Here is an 18,852-nt window from a genome sequence, read left to right on the forward strand (position 1 = left end):
GCTAAGTTGGATGACCCGACTCTATACGCTCTCACCAATGTGCAACCCTCACTCTATCGGAGGGTTTGCATTCACCCGGCGCTGTAACTCCAACAGTGTCTTCCGCGCCTTCATGTTCGACACGAGACTTTCTCGGATGATTGCGAACTTGGGTTCATAGGTGTGAAACAGTTGCTGCAACCAGTAGTCCGCTTTCTTCACGACCGCGTCCTCCCTGTAGCTGTGCCCCTTCCCTTTAGGGATCGCCGTCGTTCTCTGTTTCTTCTTGCCTCCAGGCAGGTCGATGAAGCTGACACGCTTCCATATGATCGAAACAGATTCCTGCTTATTCACCTTCACCTGCACTGTTCGGTACAGGATTTTCCCCTCTCGTTTTGCGTCAGCAAAGAATTCGTCCCTTAGCTGGATCGCCTGGTCTCTGAGCATGAAGTGAATCGTGTCGAGCTCGCGAATCATCTCGAGGTACTTGGCACTGAGCTTGCCACGCAACGATGGGTGCTCAATCGGATCAATCATTACCCTACCCTTATAATAGGAATACAGAAAACTAGATTACCCCTAGAATATAAACTGTTCCCTAGGGCGAAAAAACCATGGCCAACACGGCAATGGCGATAAAACTCTACACGAATGCTGAATTCCCTTATAGGGGGAATCTAACCCATCTTACGGATGCATTTTTTTGAAAGTAATGCAGTACGCAAAAATCCCTTATAGGGGAAATCTACCACCATACATTTCTCAGAGAAGCACCGAAGCTCTGTATGGCAGCTGTATTACCCCTATAAGAGAATTCACAGTTAAATCTACAAAATATGGAGATGACGGCGTTCAGGTGCGCTAAGCCCCATTTCACGTCCATTACCAGGACTGAAAAATGGGTCGGATTGGGGGGTTGCATATTGGAAATCGATGGCAGGATCTAAGGGTGAAGTGCGTTTGTCGTCCGATTGTGCTGCGACGAAGGGGTCGAGCACGGGGATGGCGCCACTGACGACAGAATCCAATTCCGCGAGCTGTTTTCGATTGTCGATCGATTGTCGACCGAATGAAAACTGCTTCGGACCAATAGCAAACCCAAGCGAGAGCTTAAGGAGCAACATGGCCAGTAAAAACAAGCCCACCGGCGACTTCGTTGTAGGTCTGGACATCGGCTATTCGAACGTGAAGATGGCATACGGTCATGCAGATCAGGATCAACCGAGCCTGATGGTTCGTCCTGCCCAAGCGGCACCAGTAACCAGCCTCAATGGCAACATCGACTTGAAGGACGGCGAACACTACGTCTACTTGAACAATGAGCAGTGGGTCGGTTTCGTTAACCCGGGCCGCTCTGGAGTGAAACGTGAGCTCCATGCCGACTACCCATCGACCGATACCTACCGTGCGCTCTTCAATGCTTCGATCAGCGAGGTGTGCGCAGACGGCCGCTCGCAGATTGACCACCTGATCACCGGCCTGCCAGTGAAGCAAGCACGTAATGCGGAGCTGGTTGAGCGGTTAACCGCACAACTGACAGGTACCCACCAGGTATCCCCAAAACGAGAGATCACTGTGAAGAAGGTCACAGTACTCCCTCAACCTGTCGGCACTCTGAATTACATCTACGCAACCCATCCAAACCCAGAAATCCTGGAAGAGTCAGTCCTTCTCGTGCTCGACCCTGGGTTCTTCTCCGTCGACTGGGTTGTCTTCCGTCGGGGTGACATTGTCCGCGACTCGTCGGACTCCTCCATGGAGGCCATGAGCGCCCTTCTGGATGCAATCAACGTAGAAATCGCCAAGGACTTTGGTGGCAATGGACCTGGCCGCGACAAGATTGAAATCGCGATGCAGAACGGTCGCAACCGCGTCTTCCTGTTTGGTGACGAAGTCGACCTGGGCCCATTCATCGAGCAGGCCTCAAGTATCGTGGCGCCCAAAGCTCTCCTCAACATGAAGCAGCAGATGCGTTTCTTGGACGGGGAAGCAGTCGACTTTGTGCTGCTTGGAGGTGGTGGGGGAAACTGCTACAAATCTGCAGCTCAGCAGGTGTTCCCACGCTCCAAGACGTTAACCTCGGACCGACCAGTAATCTCTAATGCCTTCGGGTATTGGCTGAACCACGGTTAAGGGATTGACCATGAGCAAGTTAGACGACGACGACACTCTGAAAATGTTGGTGAAGCTGACATCGGAGTCAAAGCTTCTCTACAAGGATTTAGAAGGCATCTCTAAAATGCGTCGGGCCAGGCGTCTTCTCTACCTTGCTCAGCTCGGCCTGATGACAGAGAGAACGCTTGAGGGGGAACAACCCACTGGCGTCAGGATGCCAATGCCGATCACCGTGCCTGGCGATAGCGTCAAGGCAGCTAATGCGCGGGATGTGGTTCCCGGGGAAGCATTCCACGGCGGGGTGGTAGGCGTAGATGAGGTTACATCCGTCTTGCCTCCTCCCCCGCCAATCGATGCCCCCGCGAAGAGTCAATGGAACGGCAACCGGGAGCAACCATCCCAGGCAACCGCGGCTGGACGAGCCACGGTCGAGGAGGATCTATCGGCAGATGCGAATGCAGTTCCTAAAACAAGCTTGTCGCCCCAACTGCTGAACCGTAAAAGACCAGCTTTCAAAGCTTCGCTTACTTGAAAATACAAAGCCCGCATTAGCGGGCTTTTATTTTAGAGTGCACTTAATGACATTCTGCAAACGACCTTAGCTATTACGCGCGTATCGGCGTTTTTCGGTAAGCCGGTCTCTGGGTCAATGGGTACAGTGGTTCCCAAGATATTCGGGTTTGTCGAAGTTAAGGCAAAGCCAGTGATAACTGGTGAAACTTGTCTAAGAACAACCGAGTCTCGGATAGAAATCAGATAAACACCCTCGTGAAGTGTTTTCTGAGAGATATCGACAAGGATGATGTCATTTCGCGAAACCACAGATTTTAAAGCATCTGTGTTTACCAATACTGCCCTGGTACTTTCAGGCGTTAAGCCGTACTCCGATAAGAGCCGAAGAGGCATCGGCAGGGTTCGGAGCACTGATTCCACGACTATTGCAGGGGGCTCCTTGGCCAGTATCCCTAAGGTGAAGGCCAATTGCTCGGGACTTTGAACCATCAAAGAAACTGAGTCGTCATCTTTCGTCGTATCAGAGCCAGTTGCGAGGTACTCAACTGTGGTACCAAGAACCCGGGCCAACTGAACAAGGCGCTCTCGGGTGCAAGCGGTTCCTTTGTACAGCATATTCTTAACCGTAGACTCAGATTCCTCTAACAGCTGGGCCAACTTCGTTGCGGAGACTTCGTGAACCTTCATCAGTTCGGTCACGCGTGTAACAAATGCGTGATGACTGGTCGCTTCAGCGGCGTACTGCATGTAGTGCGATCCTCGGCTCTTCCACCTTGGTTTGTGTTGAATTGCGACCGTCGCGCCACCTTTGGCGAGAGCTCACTAGGCAGCTATTAGGCGTGAATTTAGACATCGTTTATACCGTGTCAATTTACACCCATTCATTGGTGTAAATCAAAGCCTTGAAATGTGACCCTTTTAGGGTAAAAAAATGAGCTTACAGTGTAGATTTTAGTAATATCATTTTGACGTCAAAGTAGTGTCAACAACATGGCTCCGTGCCATCTTTTGCCGTATTTCATGAAAATCTAGTCAAAAAGGTGACAATGCACGTACCGTTCGTCTGATTCACGACATAAATCTACACTGAATAAGGGTCAGATTGTGGTGAACCATCTTGAAACATCCTGAACCATGGGTAGAATGCGCCCACGACGAAGCGCCATTTATGCACTAGGACAGGGTCATATTTCGATGGATTGCACTCTCAAACTCATTCTGACGGCGGCCGTAGCCATAGCGCTGCAACCACTTTCGTCGGCGGCATTCAGCCTGAAAGGGACAGTTTGGGAGCAGGAATCGAATCGGGCCTGCAAGGTCGACCCCAAGCTCCTTTATGCAATCGCCCTCGTCGAGTCGAAAAAATACGATGGGCCATTGGTAAAGCCAAACCCCTATGCGTTGAACATCGACAACAAGGCCTACCACCCTTCCACCAAGGAAAAAGCCGCAGATCAACTCACCAAGGCCCTGACCAAAACGAAGACAATCGCAATAGGTGCCATGCAGGTGAGCATGCGATGGAACGGCCATCGCGTATCAAATCCCGCAGATTTGCTTGATCTCAATACGAACGTGCGCGTTGGCACAGAAATTTTTTGCGAATTTATCAGTGCGGGTAAGGGCGACCTGGCACTTGCCCTAGGCCGGTACCACACACCAAACCCCGATCTTGAGCAAGTGGCACGTGATTATGGGGTAAATGTTCTGCGCGTATGGCGCCGACTCATTGTTCTCGAGCAGGAGGGGTGATCATGATGGATTCGTTCGCGTTGAACCTTGCACTACGGGTTGCTCAGGATTGGGCGAAAAACAACGATCCCGCCTATGGTCGTTATTTCGACCTGGCTCCTGTAGATCGGCAATGGCTTGTCCAAGCAGCTGAAGGCGATTTGGCCGAGCTGGCATCTCTCCCATCGTCAATTCTACTTGTCAGCATCGGCACATTGGCTGAAGAAAATTCAACTGGATTCCACACCCCGTCCCCTCCCGTCTCAACCATTAGCCAGCTCTTGGGCGCAATCGCAGACGATCTTCGCCTGAGGGGTCGCGTAGCAATGATTGACTGGGGAATTACCTGCGCGGACAAGGCTAACTGGCTTGCAACAAGCAAGATGAAAGATCGAATTCGCCTGGCTGCACAAGGGCGAGTGACGTTCGCCGCTCGTACCTCCTTTAGCAAAATTATTGTTGGTGCACCCGATAGCACAGTACGCATCGCCAACCTCATGCGAATTCTTTCCGGAGGACGTCGGAGTGAGTAAACAACGACAGGCCGTACAGTTGCTCAAAGCTGGACTGAGTCCAATCCTGGTTAACATTCAAACCGGGCTTTCTGCTGATCAAATCCTGCTACCAGTTGACGTTAAAACTCAAGTGGTACGCAGCCTAGAAGCTTCGTTCGTTCCCTCGATGGATGACATTTTAAGTGCCCCCAACAAAGCCTCAGGTGCAGCGGCGCTTCTACTTCTCTACACAGCTCAGGCAGACAGTGCCGAGCTCCAGGTCGACATCGATAAGCTCATTGCCGCGTATGAGGACTACCTCCGCGAATACAGGCTTGTTCAACGGACTGGAATCCCCTCCCCTCTTTCATTGGACGAGGCCTGGGTTCTCGCAAGAGAGCTACGTAGCTCGGACCAGATAACACTCTTAAACAAAATAATATCTAGCGTCGTAAAGGGGCATTGAAATGGACGAATCACTTGCCAACGTATTGGTTAAAGCAGGTTTCCGATCGGCGATCATCCGGTTACACACCGGCCTGACCCGGAAACAGGTGACCAGCCTGCGGAAAAAATTGGGGGTCTGTGGCCCCTCCGAATCCGGCCCCTTGCCCAACGCAGAAAGCCTATTGGTCAAACGCGCGGTTTCTCTGGAAGCCAGCCTATTCATGCTGGCGTACTTAATTACTGCCGAAAAACCACGTGAAGCGGTTGATATTCACGTAGTAATGGCTGCCCACACTCAGTATCTTGATAGCCACTCAGCATTGCGCGGTGGGAACTTGGACCTTGAGAACATCCTGGAACTCGATGACGCGTGGCTAATTGCGCGTGATTACCGGAGCCAGGAGGTCACCATGCGATCCTGCAGCAATTGTCACATCGAGTTTGTCGCGAGCATCAATCACCGCCGTCATGCATGCCCGTTGTGCGAGGGTGTCCAGGTACGAGACCCATTCCACTGTGACGTTGCCGATCGCGCTGTATCGGCCCGCAACGTAGGTGAACTCATTGAGATTTCTGTGAAGGTCAGCCAGTGGGAAAACTGGGGCTACAAGACTGATGAGATCAAAAGCGAGTTCGCACTTTCTGAAGGCGAGCTGGTGGCCTGCAGAAAATTACTCTCCCTTACTGATGATGAAATCAAACGACTATGCTTGAAATTTCAGACCGGCGATCGACTGGTCAAATTCCTGATCAAGTCGCCTGCAGTGCGTGGTCACGGATTGCAGGCTGCTTAACATGCATGCGCCTACGGACGAACAGGCGGCATTTCGGAAAGCATCTGTAAGCTTACTAGAGGTACCTCGAGGAATTATAAAATCAACAGCTGGTGCGGGCTGTGGTAAGACAACAGCATTAAAAGGGGCAGTCCTAGACTGCAATCGAGCCGGCGCGAGCCGGCTCTTAGTTTTAGCCTACAGCAAACCACTGATTGCGGAGGTGCAGAGTTCCTTTGGGAATCTTGCTGTGGTGAGGACCTTCAACAGCCTGGCTTTCGAGGCTGTCAGAGCCCGATCAGAAGGACGTACTATTGGGCCTCTCTACGCCTCACACGTCCTACAAGCCTTTGATCTGCAAAAGAAAAAACTACCGATAGATGCTCAGGCTTTTACCAAGATCATCATCGGTACAGTCAGCAAATTTTGCTCCAGCGCCGATTCGATAATGTCAACTGTACACGTCCCATCTTGGGTTAGAGAACCGGTGGTTTCCGACCTTGCCCTGCGTTATGCGAGAGTTCTCTTCGACGCGATGCGCGTCGCATCGAGAACCAAACTTCCACTTCCCCACGATCTGTATGTCAAAGATTGGCACCTACAGGGATGCCCAGGTCTATCCCACTTCGACCAATTGTTCCTTGACGAGGCGCAAGACGCTTCAGACGTCATGCTCTCTTGCCTGGCATTCGCCAAGCGCGCCTGTTACGTCGGGGATGCCGGGCAACAGATCTTTGCTTACCGCGGCTCCCAGGACGCCATGCTGAAGGTTCCAGGCCGCGAATACCCCCTTACCTTGTCCTTTCGATTCGGCCCTCAAATTGCCGAATTGGCGAACCGCATACTGGAGTACAAGTCCTCCCCTCCCCCCATCAAGCTCCGAGGGCTCGCTGGAAAATCTTCAAGGGTTGGCCCGATTGCGACAACTGAGGAGCACACACGCATCTTCCGAACGAACACAGCGCTGATACGTGACGCCATAACACTTAGGGATCTTGGGGAATCGTTTTCTATAGTGGGGGACACTCTTGATATTCGCGAAAAAACAGAATCCGTTTTTGCATTAATGAGAAACGCACCCAGAGAGGCAAAACACCCTGCCCTATCCTCCTTCAGGTGCCATGATGAACTCGCGGAATGGGCTTCGGACCATCCAGGTACAGAAACTGCTCAGATCTACACTCTGGCCAGAGATTACGAGTTACGGGAGGATGATCTCGTGCGAGTACTGGCAGGCAGAGGCCAATCATCGAACGGTCGAATTACGCTCACCACATGTCATAAAGCCAAAGGAAGGGAATTTCAGAATGTGATAGTCCGAGAAGACTTCGACTACAGCCTGGCCACCGCTAAGCGCGGGGGCGACGCGCGATGGGATGAAGAACTGAACCTGCTGTATGTAGCAGCTACCAGAGCGAAACAAGCAGTAGAACTCCAAGTCTCGGAAATCAGACTCTGAGGTATCGCTCCCCTCCCCTTCCATCAAGAGCCCGCGTATTGCGGGCTTTTTTTGTATCATCGATCTACGGATGAGATGCCCAAGACGTTAGTCCGTCGATTGTCACACTATTGTCGACCTTTAGACTGCCTTAAATTAAGCGGCAAGTCTTAGCTCCGATTGTCGAACGTTTGTCGCCCTATTGTGGCTCTGTTGTTGACCTTGAAAATTGCCTTATAGTGAGGTTCAAACGTACGTCATCAAACTCCTGCAATCCTCCTGTTCTCTCGCCTTGGACAAACTGTACCTTTATACAGTGCACCAAAATCCTAGCACGCAGCATTATTACCCTTCCTCCACGCACCAGGTGGCTCATTTTTTCCTGATCCTGGGATTGAGCCAGTCTGAGATGGTCTCGCCGCGGATTGCACTTTTCTCCTACCCTGCTCAGAGTGCACACTGATCCGCCGGTGGATTCCATTCCCACCGTGGGAATATGCACCTGCCCGAAGGGAACCAGTTCCCTATTCCGCACGTTCGGGTTCAAACGCATTGAACCGGTAACGTGGCTACTAACCCCGAAAATGGCCCGCGCACAGGGAGTTGTAATCGAGGTCCTTATGGGGGTCGTCGAGAAACTTTATTGAGCCGTAAGCATAAGGGGTCGAGTCCGGCCCATAACGTCGCTTGGCTCGAGAGTGAATGAAGGGGAACTGACATAACGATCTCATTCCCACCGTGGGAATGAGCAGCGTACAGTCACAGCTAAATCCTTGATCCGGTGCACCAGGTAGGAGGCAGGCACTGGGAGATCTATTCCCACCGTGGGAATAAGCGGCAGGCAGGTGACGCCAAATCCATGAGCCCAGTTGCCAACCAACGGTCACCGCAATCGAGCGATCCATTTCCACCATGGAATGGCAGCCATCCGACCAGTCCGCAATCTTGAAAGCCTGAAAGGCCACCTAACCCCCGATTCCCACCGCGGGAGTATGCGGCGATCACACTTAATCCAAACACCGCGCACAGGACAAGAGGCTTCCGGGGATGATCCATTCCCACCGTGAGAAAAACGGCGAGTAGGTCACGCCAATTCCATTTGCCTACTTACCTACCTACGGGCACCGCAATCGAGCGATCCATTTCCACTATGGGAATGGCAGCCATCCGACGAGTGCACAATCGTGGTAATCCTGAAAGGGCGCCTAACCCCCTGATTCCCACCGTGGCGGTACGCTGCGTGTAGAACACGCTCAATCCAATCCCCGCGAACAGGACCAACGAGCGGCCTTCCGGGGATGATCCATTCCCACCGTGGGAATGGCAGCCATCCCATAGCCGACCTGTCCACAATCCTGAGGATCCTAAAAGAGCGGCTAGCCCACCGATTCCCACCGCGGCGTTGGGAAGGGTGCAGATCACGCGCAATCCAATCCCCGCGAACAGGACCAACTAACGGCTTCCCCAGGATGAGACATTCCCGCCATGGGAACGAACAGCGTTTTCTACCGACTACATCCATGAACCGCGCGCCAGACCGGGAGAGGTGCACACGGGCGATCAATTTCAATCGTGGGATTAAACAAAACCATGCGACCGGCCAGTCGAAAATCTGCGCAGGTTGTGCTGGAAGGGCAGTCAACCATCAACTCCCCGTGGGAACGGCACTGTTCTGCCTCCTCACCATGTTCACACCAGGTCAACATGCCGTAATGACGGCACCAACCGTTCACACCGTGGGAACCGCCGCCTGTCCCTAAACAGGCTAAGGTTTGGCGGCGCAATGAAAGCGAACGCATGGCAGCAGGCATATCCATTCCCAACGTGGGAATGAACGATAACCAGGCGGCCGCCTGTCGGGAATATGGCGTGGCGAGGAGGCAAGTCATTGAAACAACACGCAGGATATCGACCGTAATTATTCCCATCCTGGTAGTGTGCGACTTTCAGATTCAGTCGAGCTCGATCCCGATCTCTGAATCCTAAAAGGAGCTTCAGCTTTTGCACTCGTCAAATGACTAGGAGCGCACTGCGGTGTACTCCACTCAACGATCTATCCAGGTCGAAGATACCAAGCCTCCAGGGATCCATCCCCTGTTGGACCGGTCAACATGCCGATGACTCAGAGTTGGTCCAGATTATTAGCTCGTATAGGCTCCGGACGGCTTCATTCCCACGGTGGGAATGACATGAGAAAGTACGCCTGCCGCCCAGGAGGAAGGTGAAAGTCGGGTAGATCAAGACCCTGAGCTGCACAATTCCATTCCCACGGTGGGAATGGAGATGGCCTGGACACAAGTTGCGACCAGCGAATGTGGTTAGAAGGAGGCGGGAGACGGGCAGAGCGGGGCGGTAGAAAGGCATGCAATTGGAAAATGTGGTCTAAGATCAGATAACCGCAGAATAGATGTAAAAACGATGCCTCATAAAAAAAGCATTTTCCCAAGAACGTAGGTGCCGTAATGTTGCATAATGCGGATCACGATGTATGAACAGGTAGTAAACCTGAGATCTTTCATTAGGAGTAAAAAATGGCAGAGCGTGTCGTTAATACAAAGATCATTGCCATTGCTAACCACAAGGGCGGCGTAACCAAGACAACCACTTCGATTAACCTAGCTGACCACCTCGCCCAGCTCAATGATTCATATAACGTCGTTCTCATCGATATGGATCCGCAAGCCAACGCGTCAAAGCATATTGGTCCAGAGCATCCGGCAAAGGTTACACATAACCTCGCTGAACTACTGTTAAACCCGTCTGCCAGTCTTAACGCGTTTATTTTTGAAAACACACAAATTGAAGGGGTGAGCCTCATATATGGTTCTCTGAGCCTCGAAACGGTTCCTGACTTTATTAAACAGGAAGACCCTAGACCAAACGAGGTTTTGAAAGCTCGAATTGCCCCGTTAATGGGTGTAGTCGACTACATTATTTTGGATTGCCCACCTAATCTCGGGCTTCTAACAATGAATGCACTCGCTGCCGCAACGCATTACATAATTCCTGTTGAATCAGGCGCTGCTTATGGTCTGTATGGACTTGCCGACCTCCAGGAAAGAATCAATAGAATTAAGAAAATCAATCCTGATCTAAGTTTTCTCGGTGCATTGCTTGTTAAACATGATTCGCGACTAACTTTATGTCAGGAAAATGAACGAGATGCGATTGAGATGTTCGGAACCGTGGTTCCAGTGAAGATCTCTCAAACAAGCAAAGTGAATCAGTCGATTGCGATAAACAGAAGCTTGCGCATGCTAGATCGAAATAACAAAGTTACGAAGCAATATGGGGAACTTGCTACCTACGTTGCAGAAACAACAGGGGGCTCTAAATAATGAGCGCAGCAACCGAAACCACTAAAAAGTCCAACCAGAAAACTGGGAAGGCGGCAGATGACAAAACAACCAAACCGCGACGCCAGGGGATTTCAGCGCTACTGGCAGGCTCCTTAACTGAAAGCTTCGCAACCCACAAACAGATTATTGAAGATACCGGTGTTTCTGAATCGGAACACTGGTCTGCGCGTTCGATCGATATCTCAATTATTGACCCAAACCCTTACCAGCCACGTAAAGACTTTGAGGGTCTTGAAGAGCTGGTCAAGCTGATCGATGAACAAGGCCTATTGGTTCCAATTGAAGTTAGAGCCAAGGGTAACCGTTATGAACTCGTGTCAGGTGAACGTAGGGTAAGAGCTCACAAGACTTTAGGTAAGACCAGGATCTTAGCGCACGTGGTCAACATCACGGACCAAGAAAGTTCGGCTAGAGGTCTCGTAGAAAACTTAGGCCGCAAGGATTTAAGTGATTACGAAAAATCACGTGCGATTATTCGGCATAAGAATGAATTTGGAAGCGTCAGTACCACTCACCAAGAATTTGGCCTGACGCAATCGACGTACTATCGGATGATGGCTTTCGAAAGTCTTCCGGTAGCTGTAAATACACTTCTGGATAAGAAGCCGACCCTGGTCACAGCAGCAAGTGCCGAGAAAACTGTAAAGTTGATTAAGGAAAAAGTGGAGTCAGGAATTCCACAGGAGGCATTGGAAAAGGCCCTTATCTCCATCATCCAGACAGCGCTTAGCAGCAATACGCCAATCAAAAATCTGGCACGCTCCTTGGAGAAAAAATTTCCACAGGCTGCGCAAACCACGGCAGGTTTCGAAATTAAGAGCGGTGACGTTAAGCTCGGCCATGCGAAGAAAAGCAAAAATTTCTATGAGTTGAAACTGGTTCGCTCGCAATTTTCAGACGAGCAGCTTGAAAAACTTGAAGAGTTTCTGAAAAGCCTAAAGTCGGCATAGGGGTCCGAGTGTGAACGACACCAAATCGGAACGGCCCAGAAATGGTGATCTCTTCGCCACCCAGGGCGGTGCAGAGGGGGAGGGGAGTAAACCTCCATCTAAGCCAGGTCATGGCATCAAAGCGGCAAGACAGCGGGCGGAAGCAGCACAGAGCGCAGCCCTCCACAAGGAGGAGCAGTCTAGTGCACCGGAACAGGCAACCGGTGATTTGACCAGCGAATCGGAGAACACCGATCCAACTCCGGCCGAAGCCAAAGAGCCAGAGGCCGCACCTGCCAAGCGTAGAGGCGATGGCCTAAAGGCCGCGCAACAACGGGCCAAGGAAGTTCAGGAGAACGCCGAAAAACGACTCGGTAAATGGGCAGACGAACTTCGTGAAGCTCCGAATGAAGCGCTTCGATGCGCATTGTTCACCGCTCGGAACCGCAATGTTCAACGTGATCAATTGAAGGCAGTCGAAATATCCAGCTACGGCAACTCCCGGGTGATCTATACGGGGGAGGAGCTACGCCAAGACGACTTAGATGTTTGGCTTCAAGTGCTACATCTTGCACGACTCCAGGAGCTCGGGTCACCGATTCGCTTCAGCCCTGCGCAGATGAAAAAGGACCTCAAGTGGCCGTACGGTGTAAAGCACACAGTCCGGCTAATGACGATCCTGACCCGCTTGAAAACCACTGGGGTTCAGTTTCACTCGGAACGGCTCGGCCGCGGTGTCGTTCTCTCGCTAGTTAGAAAATTTGAATACAGCGATGACTTTGACGTCGCCGGCAAACGCGGCGATGACGAATGGATCGTAGAGCTAGAGCCTGAAATTGCGACCTTGTTTGGGGGCGGCTTTTACAGCACCAGAATTGAATGGGAGCAGCGAATGGCCTTACCAGGAAACCTCGCCAAATGGCTGCATGGTTTCTACGCCTCGCACAGTGAACCCTATGCACTGAACGTCGAGACCCTGATAAAGCACGCCGGCTCACGAGTATCAACACCAGGCAAAGCAAGACAGATGATCAAAGAAGCCTTGAACGAGCTTGTTACCGTAGGCTTCTTCAAAGAGGCAAGTTGTGACAGGGCAGGCAAGGTGACTGTCGTGAGAAATAAGACAAATGCAAAAACAACCCCCGCTTAGGGGGTTTTTTGTGCCTGCAGATCGAGCATCACACGTCCGCTAGGGACTGATGGTGAGGGGAGGGAAGGGAAGGGGAGCGTTTGAACCCATCACAAGCTCGATGCTAACCAACCCCAAGAGGCTGACCACTGGCATGCCAGGCATGGCCCATCGTAGGCAACGAGCCCCCTTGAATCGCTGGGACCAGGATCACTCCACATGCGCAGGCCAGATCTAAACTAAACAACCCGCCGAAAACTAAAATCCAGAAGTGTCAGATGGAGCTGACTAAGGGGTAAGGAAGGAACCAGGAACACCTGATTAAGAGGTAGAAGAAGAAAATGGGCGCAAAACGGAAACTCACCAAGGAGTAAAAAAAGCAATAACGGCCCAAAAACTCGCCTAGAACGTGTAAATGAAAAAAACTAAAAAAACTCTGCAAGCCGTTGAAATAGGCGGTGTTGGCGCTTTGGAAACCCTTCAATCGGCGCAGATTGACCACTTTGGACAGAAAGAAAGGCTTAGCATGGTGAACTTTTTTACCCCTAAATCAGGTCCAGTAACGGCCCCGAGTATAGGGGCCGGCATAGAGCCACTATAAATAGAAATATCGTTATATTTCAAAGGCTTACGTATTAAAAGATAACAGGAGAAAAAAGATACCCCTTAGTCAGGAGGTATTACCCCAAAGTCAGATAGTCTTGTAAAATGTGAAATTCTTTATATTTCAATGGCTTAAGACGCGTATTTAAAGCGGAATAAAGGGTAAAAAGGAGGGTTACCTCATGGTGAGGTACGTTTACCTCATGGTGAGGTATGTTTACCTCATAGTCAGGTAAAAAAACCTCATGGTGAGGTATTTGGATTTCAGTGAAAAGCCATATAAAACAAGGCCTTCAGAGACATTTCTCAGTCCCTTAACCGCTTCTAACAGGTTTCTAACCGCTCTTAACCAGGATCAAGAATCTTTGCTTTGTGGTGATAGAAGCGAGCAGCAGTAGCGCGAAGCATGGAGAGACAGGTACCAGGGTCAAGACCAACCTGCGAAGAGAGCACTCGCATTGTCAAACAGCCAAGTTCGAATACTTTATCTGGCGTGATAGGGACGAGTACCGATCGGCGCGGTGCCTGCATTTTCAAAAGCAGAACGCCTTTGTCGACCTGGTTCTGCAAGGTCAAGGACTTGGATCTGCTTTTACCATGGTTCGAAGCCTCGAACGTAGGTACCAGGCCCATAACCGCACAGAGGAACAACGTAGTCTCTCTGGGAGTGACCTGAAAAATCAGCTTGTTGCCCCAATCGAATTCGGCACCGGCTTTGTTAGCCCCGTCGATACTCAGAACGGTGTCACCTCCAGCATTTGTGCCCATCTCAAATTTGAGTGCGCAGGAAGTCGCGTAGACGTTAAAGCCTTGATAGGGAGACTCATTCATGGGCAGCACCAGGACCTATTGCTGATAGCAGACCACCGACTCGGTCGTTGAGTTGAGCCAACTGCCCCTTGTAAGCATTAGCTTCGGCCTCACTTTGACTGACCCGGGCCGCTGCCGTACCGACCTCAAGCCTTAATTTGGTGATCAATTCGACATCTACATCGCGATCACGTTGAAGCTGCAGCATCTGACCGTTTACCGTGGCTTCGCGCTCCCTCGACGCCTGGGCATCCCGACGCGCATCGAGCAACGCGCTGTCTTGTTGCTTAGATTTTTCCACTAGCCCAGCTATACGCTCCTCCAACCTCAGAACTTCATTCTCAGCGCGACTCAACTTCGTTTTCTCATCTTCAAGCAACTCGCGAAGTGAGGAGGCGTCCTCTTGGACCTCATGCACCCGACTGTTCAAGTCAGCAAGCGCAGAAGAATCTTTCCGAGCTTGGTCCTCCAATAGCTCCAGTGACGCCCGCACCTGGGCAGCATTTTCCTGTTCTAGAACGAGCTGATTTTCCAGATCCTGATTCGCCTGCTCGAGACGATCAATCAACAAATCCGCATCAAGCAACGCGTTGCGCTGTTGTTCAACCGAGGCTTTTAGCGACTCGATTTCCTCAAGAGCCTCAGACCGAGCCGTTTCGCTCAGGACGACGGCCAATTCCTGCAGCAGAAGATTGACCGAGGCTTCTTGGCGTTTCACATAAGTGGAAATTAAGGCTTGTGCACGGGCAGGAATATTCATAACGCCGGTAGCTGTAGTCCCGTTCAGCTGTACGTGTTCTGCCCAGATCCTGATCAGCCTGTCGGCCCGGCCACTACCAATTGCGTTTCGCAGTGAATACCCGTTAACCGCACGACCAGCCGCGAGAATGGCATTGCCAGCGTCAACGATGTCTTGAGTTGTGATCGGGGATTCACGCACAGCCAGACTCCTTGCTAAGAATGTTCAGATGATTGTAACTAGTAACAAACAAACAAACAAACAAACATTAAGAACCGCTTATGTCGCACGCACGCCACTCCCGTCACAGTTGTGCTCTCGCCTGAGCATCAACGCTGGCCACCGTTCACTCGGACCAGTCAGCGCTAACACCGAACGGGGCGCGGAGATTTCGGACGAATCTCGTCGTCGCGTCAGCCGCGGGGCGCGATTTTGCGGGAGTGAGAGGGAAGGGGACTGGGAAAACTACCAGATGATCCGCCTCGTTGCGGGGTTGGCAGTGGCCGGCGGCAATTAAGCAGGAGCACTAGGAGGAAAGTCCGCGGCTCGGCCGGCGAGGGGGTAGCCAAACGACAGGTCACAAAACAATGGGTCAACAATCAGGCGACAATCAAACGACTTTATACCACCCCTGCACATAACAGGTCGGCCAGTTGGCGTTCCTCCTGACCCTCCACCTAACGGTAAAGCCCGCTGTGCACCTCCCAGGAGCCCCGCTGAGCCTTGAAACCCTAAAAGTAGGGCCAAGGCGAGCCCCACATCCTGATCAACCCGCGCGTAGCGCGATGGAAGGTAAGAGGAAGGAAAAGGGAAGGGAGATGAAGGTGAGGGTTAAATGGGCAGTTAAGTGTGGATGGTGTGCGCGGTTGAAGGGGAGGGCTACTACATGAACCTAGCCGTGCAGGGGTGGTATAACGAGGGTACACATATAGGTGGAGCCAGAGGAGCGAATCCAGTTTATGGGCGGTTGATAGATGGATGTGCGGGGATGAAGGGGGAGGGCTTGCAAATAGAGGAAGGCGCGCAGGGGTGGTATAATTACTCTTCCAATATAGGGGGTCCTATGTACGAACGAATCCAGTCCGCCTACCAAACGCTGACCGCGGCAATCGCCGCATTTAACAGGACGTGGCCAGATCAGGTGGTTGACGGTGTGGTGTACATCCTGCCGTTGCTCAATGAGCAAAAAACACCTGACATCTTGCTCGTGGAGAAGGTGACTGGCGCAGAGGCCATCAAGTTGGCCATCGACGCGATCGGGACTTTCGAACGTGACATAGGACAAGCCCCGGGTACAGTCATGCGTCTGCCGGGTTATTTCACGGTGGCCACCTCCGTCCTCGAGCAGGTACTCGCGATCAACGCTTGCAAACAGAATCTGGTCGACGCCATCGAGCTTGCACGAGTCGAACAGTGCCTCACGCCGGAGATGAGGCCGAGGATTATGCGACGGGCCCTTGGAGCGAGCTTCAATACCAAGCAGCTGAAGCGGTCAATCCACGCGTTCGACGGAGCTCCACGCCAAATCACGTTCACGTGGGCTGGGCACTCACCGGGCAACGAACGAGTGGCCGTCAGCAAGATTCGCGCACAGCTTGAGGCCAAGGCAGAAATTCGCGCCGGCGCCGAAGACATTCCCGTGGAGCAAACGCCGGAGTATTTCGATCTCAATTCAATTGTGCATCTCTCGGACACAGACATCCTGGTCAAACATAAGATGGTCGCCCCCCACCCACGCTGCATGTTGTGGTTTTCCGATAGCAGTCGTTGGGATGCGATGATCAAAGCCAACCTTCCGGTATTTGTGCTGGCCAGCGAGCGGGCGCCGACGATAAAGCCCTTGAAGTCCTTCGATCGGAACGCAAGACGTGCCAGACGACTGGACGAGAAATCGCGTCAGCAGGTGCTGCAGGGGCGTGACATGTATTTGCCTACCGCGAAGAACAAGCCTGTCCAGGATAAGCAGGATGATCGGCAAAATGAGGAGGAGATAGCTTCCACGTACCGTCTTGCTGGCCAGACCTACACAAGCCCATGAGAGAGGTTGCATATTGAGCGGGTGCGGTAGGATGTGGTCAGTCGAAAGGAGAATTCGCAATGAAGATGATCATTGAATCAGAGGTTAAACGTGCAGAAGCACTGGTAGAGCGCTATATGGGCCTGCCGCCAGAAACGATCGATCTGTTCAGCTTCAACGCCGATGCATTGCGCAAGGCTCCATCAGACTTTGGACGCGCTATCACTGCATTGCGCCAGGTAGCAGGCAAGAACAATCCTTCACAGGCCGATGCAGCCTACGCCGTGAACGTTGTTGACCTTATTGCTGAACTGGCGCAGCGTCCCCAACTGCCAGCTCCCATCCAAAAACTGTGGACTGTAGAGGAGGGCATTCGTAACGCCGGCGGATTTTGGACACTTAAGCACTTGGTGACAATCGCGCTGGCCTTCGCCGGCGTGCTTGTAGGTAGCACCAAAACATTGACCCTCGGTTACGAAATGTTTGCTTATCTGGCCTTGGCAGTGATTGTTGCTTCGGGCGCTTTGCACCTGACTCACAGCAACAACGCTGGCACAAAGGTGCCTGTCTACACGCTTGGTACGCTTGTAGGCTTTTGTGTGCTCAACACCCTGTTCGCACCGAATATCGGGTTCCTGGGCCTTCTTGTTTGTGCCATAGGCTTCATGGCTGGGTCGTTTTTTAGTCTTTTTGACGGCAAAGACAGCCGCAACGGAACGGAGTTGTATCCCGACGAATACCACCCCGCTGAAGGCTTGCGCACCGAGGAATTCAACTACTACAAGGTGACAACAGGCAACGATATGAGCGAACCAATTGACAGGTTGTCCTGACACAAAAAACCGGCCATCAAGGCCGGTTTTTTTTAGGGATACTTCGCTTTCGTTAGTCTTATCGGAGATGCCCCTTATCAGGCCCTTGCGCCTTGGCTTGAGATGGGTTGGTACTACCCTCGAGCCCCGAAGAATCGCGATGGTTGAGGCTGAGTACATCGGTTTGATTCGTACCAAATCCGTTGCCAGGATACTCCGCCATGTTGGTCACTCCATCTCCAACCGAATTTGAGAAACTCATCGGGCGAGGCTCCTGCCGAGGGAGTGGGAAGTGCGTTGGGGCCTCCACCTGCTGCTCTCCTGCCTCATTGGCAGGAAGCTCGGCCGCATTGCTCAATCCATCACTGTTTGGGGTTGAAGCGTGCCCATGGCCAAAGTCCTGTCCTTGGACTGGATAATAGGTTGGCCCCTCAGCCTGATAGGCACCGGCATCACGTGCAGGATACTCAGCCGCGTGACTTACTCCATGATCTCTAAAGCCAGATGACTCTCCTTGGCCAAGCAAGTCTGCTGGGTTTGAAGAAGGCGCCATCTCAGCTTGGTGAATCCCCGCTTCATTGACTGGATGCCATGCCAAGTTGCTCACGCCTTCATCCTGGTGATTTGTTACGTATCCTTGATCCTGCATATGCCCGGGGAGTTGAGAAAACGCCACTTGAGCCTGCTGATTTCCAGCTACATTGGCGGACTGCTTTACCAGGTTTTTCCCTCCGTCATCCCTAGGGTTTTTCGCATGCGCTGGAATCTGCGTGAGGCCGGGGTTATGAGAGGGTGCGTCCTGAGCTCGGTTAACCCCTGTTTCATTGGCTGCATATTTATGCAGATCGCTCACGGTGTCCTCTTTAGACGCGATTACATGCCCTTGGGGCGCGAGGCCAGGTTTTGGTGAGTGCGCTGCATCCGCCTGGTGAATCCCAGCGTCTTTGGCTGGCTGCCTTGGCAG

At 52.0% G+C, this 18,852-nt stretch carries 19 protein-coding genes; 13 read left to right on the forward strand and 6 right to left on the reverse strand.

The features are described 5' to 3' along the window. Positions 1 to 48 precede the first annotated feature (48 nt). Both mobI and PG5_RS01605 read right to left on the reverse strand, forming a co-directional pair. Entirely contained in the window at positions 49 to 516 is a 468-nt protein-coding gene (gene mobI / locus PG5_RS01600; RefSeq protein ID WP_020795341.1) for a conjugative transfer protein MobI(A/C), read from the reverse strand. A 290-nt stretch (positions 517 to 806) separates the two neighbouring features. Beyond that, positions 807 to 1,124, reverse strand: a complete 318-nt coding sequence (locus PG5_RS01605; RefSeq protein WP_155943697.1) for a hypothetical protein — start codon at positions 1,122 to 1,124, stop codon at positions 807 to 809. On the opposite strand from PG5_RS01605, the gene PG5_RS01610 reads away from it, so the two are divergent. Beyond that, positions 1,102 to 2,112 carry a ParM/StbA family protein gene (locus PG5_RS01610; protein WP_020795342.1) on the forward strand — a complete coding sequence of 337 codons (1,011 nt, stop codon included), beginning with the start codon at positions 1,102 to 1,104 and terminating at the stop codon, positions 2,110 to 2,112. The two genes, PG5_RS01605 and PG5_RS01610, sit on opposite strands and share 23 nt — an antisense overlap. A gap of 10 nt (positions 2,113 to 2,122) precedes the next feature. Beyond that, positions 2,123 to 2,626 (forward strand): hypothetical protein, encoded by a 504-nt coding sequence (locus PG5_RS01615; protein WP_042955157.1) that lies wholly within the window; start codon positions 2,123 to 2,125, stop codon positions 2,624 to 2,626. A 32-nt stretch (positions 2,627 to 2,658) separates the two neighbouring features. Here the strand turns inward: PG5_RS01615 and PG5_RS01620 are convergent, their stop codons facing one another. Continuing rightward, positions 2,659 to 3,354, reverse strand: coding sequence for a helix-turn-helix domain-containing protein (locus PG5_RS01620; RefSeq protein ID WP_042955158.1), 696 nt, complete (start codon positions 3,352 to 3,354; stop codon positions 2,659 to 2,661). A gap of 447 nt (positions 3,355 to 3,801) precedes the next feature. Between PG5_RS01620 and PG5_RS01625 the strand changes: the two genes are divergently transcribed. The 9 genes from PG5_RS01625 (at position 3,802) to PG5_RS01670 (ending at position 13,508) form a co-directional block, all read left to right on the forward strand. Further along, positions 3,802 to 4,359, forward strand: a complete 558-nt coding sequence (locus tag PG5_RS01625) for a transglycosylase SLT domain-containing protein (protein ID WP_020795343.1) — start codon at positions 3,802 to 3,804, stop codon at positions 4,357 to 4,359. 2 nt (positions 4,360 to 4,361) lie between these two features. After that, positions 4,362 to 4,871: a hypothetical protein gene (locus PG5_RS01630; protein WP_042955159.1), complete on the forward strand. Its 510-nt coding sequence runs from the start codon at positions 4,362 to 4,364 to the stop codon at positions 4,869 to 4,871. Continuing rightward, a complete protein-coding gene (locus PG5_RS01635; RefSeq protein ID WP_042955160.1) occupies positions 4,864 to 5,298 on the forward strand; it encodes a hypothetical protein in 435 nt (144 codons plus the stop codon). Before PG5_RS01630 ends, PG5_RS01635 begins: the two co-directional genes overlap by 8 nt. Before the next feature lies 1 nt (position 5,299). Further along, positions 5,300 to 6,073: a FlhC family transcriptional regulator gene (locus tag PG5_RS01640; protein ID WP_042955161.1), complete on the forward strand. Its 774-nt coding sequence runs from the start codon at positions 5,300 to 5,302 to the stop codon at positions 6,071 to 6,073. 1 nt (position 6,074) lies between these two features. Then, a complete protein-coding gene (locus PG5_RS01645; protein WP_020795346.1) occupies positions 6,075 to 7,511 on the forward strand; it encodes a 3'-5' exonuclease in 1,437 nt (478 codons plus the stop codon). A gap of 2,510 nt (positions 7,512 to 10,021) precedes the next feature. Further along, on the forward strand, positions 10,022 to 10,828 hold the full coding sequence (locus PG5_RS01655) for a ParA family protein (protein WP_042955163.1): 807 nt from the start codon (positions 10,022 to 10,024) through the stop codon (positions 10,826 to 10,828). Further along, positions 10,828 to 11,799, forward strand: a complete 972-nt coding sequence (locus PG5_RS01660) for a ParB/RepB/Spo0J family partition protein (RefSeq protein WP_020795347.1) — start codon at positions 10,828 to 10,830, stop codon at positions 11,797 to 11,799. Before PG5_RS01655 ends, PG5_RS01660 begins: the two co-directional genes overlap by 1 nt. Before the next feature lie 10 nt (positions 11,800 to 11,809). Then, positions 11,810 to 12,928, forward strand: a complete 1,119-nt coding sequence (gene trfA / locus PG5_RS01665) for a plasmid replication initiator TrfA (RefSeq protein ID WP_020795348.1) — start codon at positions 11,810 to 11,812, stop codon at positions 12,926 to 12,928. A 394-nt stretch (positions 12,929 to 13,322) separates the two neighbouring features. Continuing rightward, positions 13,323 to 13,508 (forward strand): hypothetical protein, encoded by a 186-nt coding sequence (locus tag PG5_RS01670; RefSeq protein WP_042955164.1) that lies wholly within the window; start codon positions 13,323 to 13,325, stop codon positions 13,506 to 13,508. Positions 13,509 to 13,855: 347 nt separating this feature from the next. Here the strand turns inward: PG5_RS01670 and PG5_RS01675 are convergent, their stop codons facing one another. Together PG5_RS01675 and PG5_RS01680 are read right to left on the reverse strand one after the other, a co-directional pair. Continuing rightward, positions 13,856 to 14,341, reverse strand: a complete 486-nt coding sequence (locus PG5_RS01675) for a hypothetical protein (protein ID WP_081648125.1) — start codon at positions 14,339 to 14,341, stop codon at positions 13,856 to 13,858. After that, positions 14,334 to 15,260: a hypothetical protein gene (locus PG5_RS01680; protein ID WP_020795349.1), complete on the reverse strand. Its 927-nt coding sequence runs from the start codon at positions 15,258 to 15,260 to the stop codon at positions 14,334 to 14,336. The genes PG5_RS01675 and PG5_RS01680 overlap by 8 nt, the downstream gene beginning before the upstream one ends. A gap of 862 nt (positions 15,261 to 16,122) precedes the next feature. On the opposite strand from PG5_RS01680, the gene PG5_RS01685 reads away from it, so the two are divergent. Together PG5_RS01685 and PG5_RS01690 are read left to right on the forward strand one after the other, a co-directional pair. After that, the gene (locus PG5_RS01685) at positions 16,123 to 17,097 is read left to right on the forward strand and encodes a DNA replication terminus site-binding protein (RefSeq protein ID WP_042955207.1); all 975 of its coding nucleotides are present in this window, start codon (positions 16,123 to 16,125) and stop codon (positions 17,095 to 17,097) included. A gap of 59 nt (positions 17,098 to 17,156) precedes the next feature. Then, positions 17,157 to 17,909 carry a hypothetical protein gene (locus PG5_RS01690; RefSeq protein WP_020795351.1) on the forward strand — a complete coding sequence of 251 codons (753 nt, stop codon included), beginning with the start codon at positions 17,157 to 17,159 and terminating at the stop codon, positions 17,907 to 17,909. Between the two features lie 58 nt (positions 17,910 to 17,967). Here the strand turns inward: PG5_RS01690 and PG5_RS34090 are convergent, their stop codons facing one another. Continuing rightward, positions 17,968 to 18,741: a hypothetical protein gene (locus tag PG5_RS34090; protein ID WP_155943698.1), complete on the reverse strand. Its 774-nt coding sequence runs from the start codon at positions 18,739 to 18,741 to the stop codon at positions 17,968 to 17,970. Positions 18,742 to 18,852: the final 111 nt, after the last annotated feature.

Origin of the sequence: Pseudomonas sp. G5(2012) (assembly GCF_000408945.1) — a bacterium.
Classification (GTDB): domain Bacteria; phylum Pseudomonadota; class Gammaproteobacteria; order Pseudomonadales; family Pseudomonadaceae; genus Aquipseudomonas; species Aquipseudomonas umsongensis.

Bases quoted from the DNA above. Each gene is read 5' to 3' on its own strand.
- PG5_RS01685 (WP_042955207.1), top strand. From the start codon at position 16,123: ATGTACGAACGAATCCAGTCCGCCTACCAAACGCTGACCGCGGCAATC.
- PG5_RS01655 (WP_042955163.1), top strand. From the start codon at position 10,022: ATGGCAGAGCGTGTCGTTAATACAAAGATCATTGCCATTGCTAACCAC.
- PG5_RS01640 (WP_042955161.1), top strand. From the start codon at position 5,300: ATGGACGAATCACTTGCCAACGTATTGGTTAAAGCAGGTTTCCGATCG.
- mobI (WP_020795341.1), bottom strand. From the start codon at position 516: ATGATTGATCCGATTGAGCACCCATCGTTGCGTGGCAAGCTCAGTGCC.
- PG5_RS01670 (WP_042955164.1), top strand. From the start codon at position 13,323: ATGAAAAAAACTAAAAAAACTCTGCAAGCCGTTGAAATAGGCGGTGTT.
- PG5_RS01690 (WP_020795351.1), top strand. From the start codon at position 17,157: ATGAAGATGATCATTGAATCAGAGGTTAAACGTGCAGAAGCACTGGTA.
- PG5_RS01660 (WP_020795347.1), top strand. From the start codon at position 10,828: ATGAGCGCAGCAACCGAAACCACTAAAAAGTCCAACCAGAAAACTGGG.
- PG5_RS01620 (WP_042955158.1), bottom strand. From the start codon at position 3,354: ATGCAGTACGCCGCTGAAGCGACCAGTCATCACGCATTTGTTACACGC.
- PG5_RS01625 (WP_020795343.1), top strand. From the start codon at position 3,802: ATGGATTGCACTCTCAAACTCATTCTGACGGCGGCCGTAGCCATAGCG.
- PG5_RS01610 (WP_020795342.1), top strand. From the start codon at position 1,102: ATGGCCAGTAAAAACAAGCCCACCGGCGACTTCGTTGTAGGTCTGGAC.
- PG5_RS01630 (WP_042955159.1), top strand. From the start codon at position 4,362: ATGATGGATTCGTTCGCGTTGAACCTTGCACTACGGGTTGCTCAGGAT.
- PG5_RS01615 (WP_042955157.1), top strand. From the start codon at position 2,123: ATGAGCAAGTTAGACGACGACGACACTCTGAAAATGTTGGTGAAGCTG.
- PG5_RS01675 (WP_081648125.1), bottom strand. From the start codon at position 14,341: ATGAATGAGTCTCCCTATCAAGGCTTTAACGTCTACGCGACTTCCTGC.
- PG5_RS01645 (WP_020795346.1), top strand. From the start codon at position 6,075: ATGCATGCGCCTACGGACGAACAGGCGGCATTTCGGAAAGCATCTGTA.